Origin of the sequence: Streptomyces longisporus (genome assembly GCF_039532765.1) — a bacterium.
GTDB lineage: Bacteria > Actinomycetota > Actinomycetes > Streptomycetales > Streptomycetaceae > Streptomyces > Streptomyces longisporus.
The window spans coordinates 94,677-104,120 of sequence record NZ_BAAASG010000027.1 but is presented as its reverse complement, the minus strand read 5'-3'; the positions used below and the strand labels follow the sequence as shown (position 1 = coordinate 104,120).

At 70.1% G+C, this 9,444-nt stretch carries 10 protein-coding genes and 1 pseudogene; 5 read left to right on the top strand and 6 right to left on the bottom strand.

What is annotated here, in order from left to right; translation table 11 throughout:
* Positions 1–386, bottom strand: a 386-nt coding sequence (locus ABD355_RS40925) for a WXG100 family type VII secretion target (RefSeq protein ID WP_344406295.1), incomplete at its 3' end; no start/stop codon positions are given.
* A gap of 267 nt (positions 387–653) precedes the next feature.
* Between ABD355_RS40925 and ABD355_RS40920 the strand changes: the two genes are divergently transcribed.
* Positions 654–1,220, top strand: a complete 567-nt coding sequence (locus ABD355_RS40920; RefSeq protein WP_344406294.1) for a Rossmann-fold NAD(P)-binding domain-containing protein — start codon at positions 654–656, stop codon at positions 1,218–1,220.
* Between the two features lie 977 nt (positions 1,221–2,197).
* On the opposite strand, the gene ABD355_RS40915 is transcribed toward ABD355_RS40920, so the two are convergent.
* The 5 genes and pseudogenes from ABD355_RS40915 to ABD355_RS40905 all read right to left on the bottom strand — a co-directional run bounded on the left by ABD355_RS40915 (position 2,198) and on the right by ABD355_RS40905 (position 4,126).
* A complete protein-coding gene (locus ABD355_RS40915) occupies positions 2,198–2,476 on the bottom strand; it encodes a nucleic acid/nucleotide deaminase domain-containing protein (protein ID WP_344406293.1) in 279 nt (92 codons plus the stop codon).
* Positions 2,477–2,561: 85 nt separating this feature from the next.
* A pseudogene (locus ABD355_RS44810) lies at positions 2,562–2,804 on the bottom strand (SUKH-4 family immunity protein); the annotation flags it as partial.
* A 99-nt stretch (positions 2,805–2,903) separates the two neighbouring features.
* Positions 2,904–3,290: an SUKH-4 family immunity protein gene (locus ABD355_RS40910; protein WP_344406291.1), complete on the bottom strand. Its 387-nt coding sequence runs from the start codon at positions 3,288–3,290 to the stop codon at positions 2,904–2,906.
* Positions 3,193–3,468 carry an SUKH-4 family immunity protein gene (locus ABD355_RS44805; RefSeq protein WP_425585849.1) on the bottom strand — a complete coding sequence of 92 codons (276 nt, stop codon included), beginning with the start codon at positions 3,466–3,468 and terminating at the stop codon, positions 3,193–3,195. Before ABD355_RS44805 ends, ABD355_RS40910 begins: the two co-directional genes overlap by 98 nt.
* Positions 3,469–3,529: 61 nt before the next feature.
* Complete coding sequence (locus tag ABD355_RS40905) at positions 3,530–4,126, bottom strand: hypothetical protein (RefSeq protein WP_344406290.1); 597 nt, start codon at positions 4,124–4,126, stop codon at positions 3,530–3,532.
* Between the two features lie 167 nt (positions 4,127–4,293).
* On the opposite strand from ABD355_RS40905, the gene ABD355_RS40900 reads away from it, so the two are divergent.
* From ABD355_RS40900 to ABD355_RS40885, 4 genes are all read left to right on the top strand, one after another.
* On the top strand, positions 4,294–4,512 hold the full coding sequence (locus ABD355_RS40900; RefSeq protein ID WP_344406288.1) for a hypothetical protein: 219 nt from the start codon (positions 4,294–4,296) through the stop codon (positions 4,510–4,512).
* Between the two features lie 59 nt (positions 4,513–4,571).
* On the top strand, positions 4,572–5,009 hold the full coding sequence (locus ABD355_RS40895) for a DUF3052 domain-containing protein (RefSeq protein ID WP_344406287.1): 438 nt from the start codon (positions 4,572–4,574) through the stop codon (positions 5,007–5,009).
* An 88-nt stretch (positions 5,010–5,097) separates the two neighbouring features.
* A complete protein-coding gene (locus ABD355_RS40890) occupies positions 5,098–6,000 on the top strand; it encodes a glycosyltransferase family 2 protein (RefSeq protein WP_425585848.1) in 903 nt (300 codons plus the stop codon).
* Positions 6,001–6,355: 355 nt separating this feature from the next.
* Positions 6,356–9,382, top strand: coding sequence for an AfsR/SARP family transcriptional regulator (locus tag ABD355_RS40885; RefSeq protein WP_344406286.1), 3,027 nt, complete (start codon positions 6,356–6,358; stop codon positions 9,380–9,382).
* Positions 9,383–9,444: the final 62 nt, after the last annotated feature.

The following is a 9,444-nucleotide window of genomic DNA, read 5'->3' as shown; positions in this document are numbered from 1 at the left end:
GTCGCCACCGCCGCCGCTTGATCGGCGATGAACGTCGCTGCCAGCACGGCCAGTTCGGCGATCGCCTCGACCTTCATCCCCACGATGACGTCGGCCGCCACGTCCAGCGCGGTGGCCACGGTGTGGCAGGCCTGGATCAGCTCGCTCATATGACCGTTCGACAGCTGCGCCCACTTCGCCAGCAGCGCCTCGTAGGAGGCTCCCTGGTAGTGATCACCCAGCCGCTTGATCGTCGCGGTGGAGTCCTGATGGGTGTTGTCCACGCTCTCGGCGAACTCCCGCACATGCGAGGCAAGTTCACGGACCTTGTCCTCATTGACGTTCGGCCAGTTCACCCCGATGAACTGAAGGAACGACACCACTTCACCCGGCAGTTCGATCGCCACAGCGCCCCCGTCACGCTCACAACACATACCTACTCGGCGATCATAGGAATGGCTCGGCAATGGGAGCGCAAACGATTCGTCCCGGTACCTTCAGTGGCCCCGGAACCGGGCGGGGTGATCCGGCACAACTGCCATGGCTCCAGCCTCAGTTGCCTGGCTGGGCAGCGGGCACATTCCGGTGGCGAGCCCAGGACCCTGTCGCGGCCGATACACCGGTCGCACCCTCGTGAGGCAGCCCGGCGGGACCCCTCAAGGACGGCCTGGTCCGTGCCGACTGGTCGAGCACTCGACGCCGACCGCTCCTCCGTCCACGGCGAACAGCTCGCGGAGGACGGCTTGGGTGCAGAACTTGCACAGGCAGAGGCCGGTGCCCAGGTCGCGGTCGGCATCGGTGAGCTTGCAGCCGGGGCCCGCGCGAGCATCCGGCACACGGGCAAGAACGGCACCGCCGTCTCCCTGGATCCGGTGACGTTCACCTACCAGATGCGGCCGGACCGCGTCGACTCCTCCACCGACAACGTCCTGCCGCTCAACCGGCCCCGCATCCAGACCATCACCTTCGAGACCGGCGCCGTCACCACCGTGACGCTGCCCAACCCGGAGTGCGTACGGGGCTCGAGCATGCCGTCGTCCGAGGACAACGACACGATGAGCTGCTACCCGGTCTACTGGCATGTCAACGGCGCCACCGAGGCGTCGCTGGACTGGTTCAACAAATACCAGGTGACCGACGTCATCACCTCCGACCTCACGGGCCGTCCCGGGCATCGGCTCCACCGGTCTGAGCGTGGCCGATCAGTCCGACAGCGACCGTTTCGCCGGTTTCAGCCGTGATCAGGTCACGTACAACGGTTCCACGCCGGTCTCCGTGACGGTCGACTACCCCTGGTCCCAGCTCACCGCGAGCCAGAGGAATTCGTACGCCGACATCCAGGCCCTTCGGCGGAATTCCTGCCGCGATCCACCGAACGAAGCCGACCGGACTGCTTCCCTGCCCCGAGCCGTTTCGGCTGTTCGCTCTCGACAAGCTGTGCTGGCATGGTGGCAAGGGCGGTTGTCTGCGCAGATGCGGCACTTCATCAGCCGACAGGGGGGCGCGGACGCCTGTGGACGGTGCAGCACGGGGTACGAACAGCGGGACCACGACATGTGCTCTGATCTGCGAAAGCGGGATCTGATGCGACCGCGCAGCACAGCCCGGCACGCCCCCTGTCGTCCTCGTAATGCGTAGGTCTCGGGTTCGAATCCCGAAGGCGGCTCTGAAAAAGCCCAGGTCACATAGCCCGTGACCTGGACTTTTGTGTTGCTCGGTGCGTGACGCGTCACACGGCCAGGGGCCATGGAATGGCTTGCGTGAGCGATGCGTGAGCGGGGTGGCCTGGGGCCTACTTCTCCCGCTTCTCCCGCTTCTTCCGCGTGGCCTTCTTGCCGACCTGGGGCAGGACGGATCACCCGCATCGATCCCCACTCAGGGGGCCAAGAGGCTTACACCAGCCGCGCGTTCGCCTGTGGCCGGGCGCAGCGTCCTGGAGCCGCCCCTCAGCCGGCTCGGCTCTGCGGGCCGGCTGGGTGGTCTGCCGAGGGTGAAGCCCATAGTGCGGCGAGTCCAAGCCGTGTGCTGTGCACGCCGTTTCGCCCGGCGGTCACCAGGTGGCCGTCACCGGTGACCGCCAGGGCTTGGCCGTGGTGCGGGTTCGGCAGCTCGGCCATCCGTCCGCTGAGCAGGTGCCAGAGGTGGACTCGCCGGTCGGACCGGGCGACGCGGGCTGCCGGGGCGTCCAGGGGGAGCCCGGCCGCGGTGTCGGATGCCGTCATGGCCGGGCCGGTCCGGTGTCCTGGGCGGCGGCCTCCTGCAGTCGCCGGATTCCGTCGGCTCGTTCGGCGGCGCTGTCACCGTAGGCGATGTTGTGGGTCAGTGAGGCGTCCGGGAACATCAGCTGCAGCCACAGCGCGCAGTAGGGGCCCGGTATGAAGCACGCTCGCAACTCGGTGTGGATGCGGGTGACCTGTTCGGGTTCGATGCCGACCGCGTACATCGCTGACCAGGTCCGCTCCTCGGGATGCACGCAGATGGACCCCGACTCGGTCACCCGGTGCCTGTCGCCGTCCAGGGGTGACGAACTCGAATGTCGCGTAGGCCTCGACGCTGCTGGTGGTGCGGATGTCTTCCAGTACCAGGGGCCACCAGTTCTCCGTATCGGCGAAGGCCTGCGGGTCGGCGGTCCGCAGCGCCCGTTCCGTGGCGTGAAAGGCGGTGGCGGCCTCCCCGGGGTCTTCGGCGGCGGCTATGGCTTCCAGGAGGGTGTCAAGCTGCAGCAGGCCGTCGGCGAACGCCTCAGGGGTGGAGTTCACGAACCGCTCGGGCTCGTCGTATCCGATGAGGATGCTCCGGACGGTTCCCTCCAAGTGCGGATTCACCCGAAGTGGCAGGACCAGCCCGTCGATCCGCGCCAACACGGCGGCTTCGGGCAGGGTCGGTACCCGTGTGCCGGCCCGCGAATCGGTCCGCGCGCGGTGCTAGTCCCGTAGGAGGTTGCGCACATGCCGCAGAACCGTGAACCAGGATGATTCGGGATTCTCCATGGCGACGGGGTCCGCTTGGCGCATCCGATGCAAAAGACTGTCCGCGGCGCCCTCGGGGTCGACCCCCTCGTCGGTGCTGGCCTCGGCGTCGTACGCCGGCCGTTTCTCCTCCAGCGCGTGCAGGAAGTAGGCCAGGGCGTCGACGCTGCTGTTGAGCAGGTGCGGAGCGCCATCCTCGGGGATGCAGTACACAATGCCGGTGGCGGTGTCCACGATGACGTCGTCAAGGGCGATCCCTCCGAGCGTCAGCCAGGCCGACATGTCGAACGGGCAGTACGGGTACTTCTCCGCGACGGCCTGCCACGCCGCACCGCAGGTCACCGTCGAGAAGGAACTGGTCCATCTCGAACCAGCCCACCTGGTCCGGGAGACCGACCTCGCGCAGGAAGACCCGGGTCGGCTCATGCGCGATGGCAGCCAGCACACCGTCGTCCGGAGCGACCAGATCGTCGGCGCTGAAGACCGACTCCATCCGAGTCCGGTCGATCAAAGGGCTCATAGAATTCCGTACTTTCGGTCTCGACGCTCATCGGGCGACCATATCGTGGCATTCACGGTAGCTAATGCTCGTGATTATTTAGCTGTGTGTGACGTTGACATGGGGCATCCATTTCTGCATCAGGCCGAGCTGTCGCTGCTGTTACTGCACCGAGCACCTTCTCGGAGTGGATCGGATTGTTGCTCCGGCCGACCGGAATGAATTCCCGCTCGCCCCCTTCGTGATCGTATCGGACCCGCATGGCTGCGTAGTTGTTACTGGAGAAGACCGGCTCACCGGTCTGTTTGTGGGGCGTGTAGTTTCCGTGGCTTCCCTGCTCGTGCCGTGCCGGCGCGGTCGCCCGTGACAGGTCGTCCTCATGGAACGGAACCTCGGCCGAGTGCTTCCTGGCTCGCGCGGCCTTCTCCTCATTGGTGCTCTCCCACCAGGCATAGGGGTTGTTCGGATTTCTGGGCCGACGGGGAACGGTGTCCTTGTTCGCCCCGTTCTGTTTCAGCGGCACGCCCAGCAGATCCCGGTCCGCGTCGGTCAAATCTGCTGGGCCCTTCGCGGTGAGGCGTTGGATCTTCCCCTTGTCGCCCAGGAGGTAGACGGGCTTGTCTCCCAGTTGCTCCCGAAGCTCGTCCCCGCTCGGCTCACGGCGGTGAATCCTGGGCATTCCTCAGCGTGTTTCGTGTCGGCCGCGACGGTGTTGTCGGCGACCTTCTTAAGATTTCTTCGCCTCATCCTTCGTTCTCGGCAGCTGCTCGGTTGATCGCCACGGCACGGCAGGATCACCAACGCGTCCATGTGACTGGTCAGCGGTTCACGCTGACCTGGAGCGGCATGATCAGCATGGAGAACGGCGATCGGCCGCGTGATGGGGATCGGCCGGCAGATCGCCCTCGTGTCGCCCACCGTCTGTCCACGGTGCGGCACGCCGACCACGTGGTGATGCTCGGCGACGGCACCCTCGTCGACATGGCCACCCACCCCGAGCTCATGGCCCGCTGCGCCCCGTACCGGGAACTGGTCACGACCCAGGCCGCGGCACGGGCGGGCTGACGGCGCCCTCCGGCACGATGGAGGCCGACCGAGGCGGCAGGCAACCATGGAGGCGGGCGATGAGCGGGTCCGGTGCTGCGGGCGGTGGGTACTCCGGTACCCCGCTCGCCAGGAAGATCGGCATCAAGGCGGGGCACCGGGTGGCACTTCTGCACGCTCCGGACCCGTTCGACATCCCCGGGCTGCCCGACGGGGTGGAGTTCACGGCGGACGGTCCCCGCGGTGCCGACATCACCCTCGCCTTCTACCGGACCCACGCCGCCCTGGCCGCCGAGGCCCCCGCCCTGGCGGCCGCTCTCGCCGACCACGCCATGCTGTGGATCGCCTGGCCCCGCAAGGCCGCCGGGCACGTCAGCGACATCGCCGAGAACGATCTGCGGGACCTCTGCCTCCCGCTCGGCGTGGTTGACGTGAAGGTCGCCGCGCTGGGGGAGGACTGGTCGGGGCTGAAGTTCGTACGGCGCAGGGAGTACCGTCGTACCGCCCGCCACGCCTGACCCAAGAATCGGCGTACTCGGAAAGTCCTTACCGTGAACGGCTAGCATCGCGGCCGGGATTGCCGGCGGCCGTGATGGGGTGAAGGGCATGCAGGACCTGGGAGCACTGCGGATCGCGGTCGCCGTGGTGACCATGGGAAACAGGCCCGCCGAGGTCGACGCCCTGCTGGAGTCCGTGGCCAAGCAGGACCTGGCGCCCGCGCGGATCGTGATCGTCGGCAACGGCTGCCCGCTGCCGGACTTCGCCGAGCGGCTGGCGCTTCCCGGTGAGGTCACCCTCCTGGAACTCGACGAGAACCTCGGCTGCCCGGGCGGCCGCAACCAGGCGCTGGCCCGGCTGCGGGAGTTCGGGGACATCGACGTCGTCGTGGAACTGGACGACGACGGGCTGCTCGTCGACGCCGATGTGCTGCGGCGGGTACGGGACCTGTTCGCCGCCGACCCCGAGCTCGGCATCGTCGGCTTCCGCATCGCCGACGAGCACGGCGAGACCCAGCAGCGGCACGTGCCCCGGGTCGGCGCCTCCGACCCGATGCGGGGCGGTTACGTCACCGGGTTCCTCGGCGGCGGCCACGGTTTGAGGACCGCCATGCTCGACGAGATCGGGGACTGGCCCGCCGAGTTCTTCTTCGCCCACGAGGAGACCGACCTGGCCTGGCGGGCCGCCGACGCCGGCTGGCGGATCCTGTACGCGCCCGAACTGCTGCTCCAGCACCCGAAGACCTCCCCGGCCCGGCACGCCATCTACTACCGGGTGAACGCACGGAACCGGGTCTGGCTCGTCCGCCGTCGGCTGCCGTTGCCGCTCATCCCCGTACACCTGGTGATCTGGATGCTGCTCACCCTCGTACGGACCCGGTCGGGGGCGGGGCTGCGCGCCTGGTTCGGCGGGTTCGTGGAGGGCTTCAGGGAACCGGCCGGCGAGCGGCGGCCCATGCGGTGGCGGACCGTGTGGCGGCTGGCGCGGCAGGGACGGCCGCCCGTCATCTGACGGGAGACGGCGGAGGGGACGAGGGTCCCGGGCGTTCACCTCCGCCGACCGGGACCCTCTGACGTCCCACGGATCCGGCCACGGCGGCGTCACTCCCCCGAGTTGCGCGTTCTACGCGCGCACCCCCGGGCCAGATCCGATGAAGTGATCACATCAGGTGGCACCAACGGATCGCTAACATGTGGCCAACGGTTCTCCGTTCCGGCCTCGGTCGACTGGCGCGAAGCCGTCGGCCGGCAGCGCCGGACGGCCGCAGCCGTACGGATTCCGGCGGCGACCGCCGTGGCACAGGTGGCGGGAAACCGCCGTGACGAGGGCGGGAATCCGCCAGGGACGCGGGAAGGCAGTGGGGGGCGTGAGGCGGGGCCAGCTGCGGTTCGGACTGCTGGGGCCGCCGGTTCTCTACGACGTCCACGGCGAGGCGGGCGACTCGGGTGACGCCACGGAGGCCTCCGGCGAGGTCGACGTCAAGGCCGTCGGCAGCCCCAAGGTGCGCACCCTGCTCGCCGCCCTGCTCCTCGAAGCCGGCCGTGTCGTCTCCGTCGAGTCGCTCAAGGACGCGCTGTGGGGCGGGGCGCCGCCCGCGTCCGCGCAGGCCTCGCTGCACAACCATGTGGCCCGGCTGCGAAGGCTGCTCGACGACCCTGAGCGGCTGCGGGCGGTGCCGCCCGGCTATGTGCTGCGCGTCGAGCAGGGCGAACTGGACGTGCATGTCTTCGAGCGCCATGTCGCAACGGCGCGCGGCGCGTTCGCCGCCCGCAACTGGGAGCGGGTCGTGCGCGAGTGCACGTCCGCGCTCGCCCTGTGGCGCGGCACCCCGCTGAACGGGCTCCCCGCCGAGCTGGGCGGATACGCCTTCGTCCAGCGCCTGAAGGAGGCGCGGCTGCTGCTTCTGGAGTGGCGTTACGACGCCGAGCTCGCCGTCGACGGTGCGCGACTGGACGGTCTGGTTCCGGAGTTGGCCGCACTGGCCGCCGAGTATCCGCTCCGGGAGGCGTACCACCGTCAGCTGATGCTCGTCCTGCACCGCACCGGCCGCCAGGCCGAGGCCCTGGCCGTCCACCGGGATCTGCGCGCCCGCCTGGTGGAGGAACTGGGCGTGGAACCCGGCCCGGCCGTGCAGGAGGCGCACGTGGAGGTGCTCGCCACCACCGGGTTCCCCGGCGCCCCGCGCGAGGACGACACCGCGTCCGGCGGCACGGACGACCCCGCACCGGCCCTCCCGCAGCCGCCCCGGCCTGCCCAACTACCGCCTCCACCGGCCCACTTCACGGGCCGCGCCCTCGCCCTCGACGACCTCCGCAGCACCCTTGAGCCGGGCCGGACCCCTGCCGTGGCCGTCATCAGCGGCATGGCAGGCGTGGGCAAGAGCGCCCTCGCGCTGCAGGTCGCCCACACCCTGAGGGAACGTTTCCCCGACGGTCAGCTGTACATCAACCTGCACGGCGCCACCCCCGGTATGACCCCCCTCCCGCCCACCCAGGCTCTCGCCGCTCTGCTGCGCGACCTGGGCACCGAGCCCCGCCTCATCCCCGAACACCCGGACGCGGCCGCCGCGTTGCTGCGCTCCCTGCTCGCCCCGACCCGCACCCTCCTGCTCCTCGACGACGCCGCGCACGCCGCTCAGGTACGGCCGCTGCTGCCGGCCGGCGCCGGCTGCGCCGTGATCGTCACCAGCCGTTCGCCGCTGACCGCCCTCGACGGCGCCCGCCGCTTCCCGCTCACCCCCCTGAGCGGTGAGGAGAGCGCCGAGCTGCTGCGAGCGGTCTCCGGCCGCGACGCCCTGGACGCGGCCCATCCCCTCGTCGAACTCACCGGCCGCCTCCCGCTCGCGCTGCGCATCGTCGCCGCCCGCCTCGCCGCCCGCCGAGCGCTCACCCCCGAGGTCCTGGCCGGTCAGCTCGCCGCCACCGAAAGCAGATTGCATCACCTGGAGTACGACGACCTGAGCGTGCGCCGCTCCCTGGCCGTCGCCCATGACGCGCTCGCCGCCTCGGAGCGGGAGGCCGACCGGGACGCCGCCCTCGTGCTGCGCGGGATCGGCGCGCTCGACCTGCCCGCGTACGGCGCCCCGCTCCTCGCCCACCTGGTCGGCACCGACGAGCGCCGCGCCGAGGCCGCACTGGACCGGCTCGTCGACGTGGCCCTCCTGGAGGAGACGGCATACGGCCGCTACGCCCCGCACGACCTGGTCCGCGACTTCGCCCGCGAACTGGCCGGGGGCGCCGGCGACGTGGATGCCGCCCTGCCCTGGTACGCCGCCGTCGCCGAGCGCGTCCTCACCGCGATCGTCGAACCCGGCCTCGACCAGGACGACCGCCGCCGCCCGACCGCGGCCCAGCCGTCGGACCACGCGGCACATGTCGCCGCCCTCCCCGCCTTCGAATCCGCTGGTCAGGCCTTCGCCTGGGGGGACACGGAGCTGGTGAACATCGTCACACTGGTCGAGCGGTACGCCGAGGACACCGGTGCCGACTCCGACGTACAGACGCTCAGGGCAGCCCGTATCTCGACACTGATCCGCCTCTTCTTCCCGTACGTGCTGCGCAGTGGCCGGGTCGCCGAGATGGAGGTGCTCGGCCGGGCCGCCCTGCGCGTGGCCCGGCGACTCGGTGACGAGGCCGCCGAGGCGTACGCGCTGGGCGACCTCGCCGGGCAGCACTTCCTGACCGGACGGCAGAGCGAGGCCCTCGACCTCAACGACCGGGCCCTGACGATCTGGCGAAGGCTCGGCCACGTCTCCTGGATGCGCCGCTGCCTCAACAACCGCGGCCTGCTGCTCGAAGGGCTCGGCCGCTACGAGGAGTCGGGCCGGGCCCTGCGCCAGAGCCTGGAGTACTCACGGCAGTTGAACGACCCGCACGGCGAGGCCGTGACCCACAGCCACCTCGGCAATCTGTACGAGCACACCGACCCGCGGGCCGCGATCGAGCAGCACCGGCTGTCGCTCGCCATCGGCGACGAGATCGGTGCCGTGATCGTGCAGCACTCCGCGCACTGCAACATCGGCTATGCCCACCTCACCCTCGGGGAACCGGCCGCCGCCGTACCCCACTTCGAGGAGAGCCTGCGCATCCTCGGCGGCCACGGCGACTGGCACGGTGAGTCCCAGACCCGGCTCGGGCTGGTGCGCGCCCTGCGGCTGCTCGGCCGCACGGAACGGGCCGCCGCCGAGTGCGCCGAACTCCTCCATCGCGCGGACGCCCGCGCCGACCGCTACACGAGCGGACTCGCCCGCCACCAGCACGGGCTTCTGCTGCGCGAGCGGGGGAGCACCGAGCAGGCGTACGAACAGTGGCACGCGGCACTTGACGCCCTGGACGGCACGGACGAGAAGGCAGTGGTGGCCGAACTGAGGGAACTGCTCGACGAGGGTCCCTAGCCTGCGGGCGGCACCCCGCAGGCGCGGGCCGGCGAAACCCCCTCCCCCCACACTCCGGCACC

Coding starts and splice junctions, on each gene's coding strand:
- ABD355_RS44805 (WP_425585849.1), bottom strand. CDS start 3,468: ATGAGCCCTTTGATCGACCGGACTCGGATGGAGTCGGTCTTCAGCGCC.
- ABD355_RS40905 (WP_344406290.1), bottom strand. CDS start 4,126: ATGCCCAGGATTCACCGCCGTGAGCCGAGCGGGGACGAGCTTCGGGAG.
- ABD355_RS40900 (WP_344406288.1), top strand. CDS start 4,294: ATGATCAGCATGGAGAACGGCGATCGGCCGCGTGATGGGGATCGGCCG.
- ABD355_RS40895 (WP_344406287.1), top strand. CDS start 4,572: ATGAGCGGGTCCGGTGCTGCGGGCGGTGGGTACTCCGGTACCCCGCTC.
- ABD355_RS40890 (WP_425585848.1), top strand. CDS start 5,098: ATGCAGGACCTGGGAGCACTGCGGATCGCGGTCGCCGTGGTGACCATG.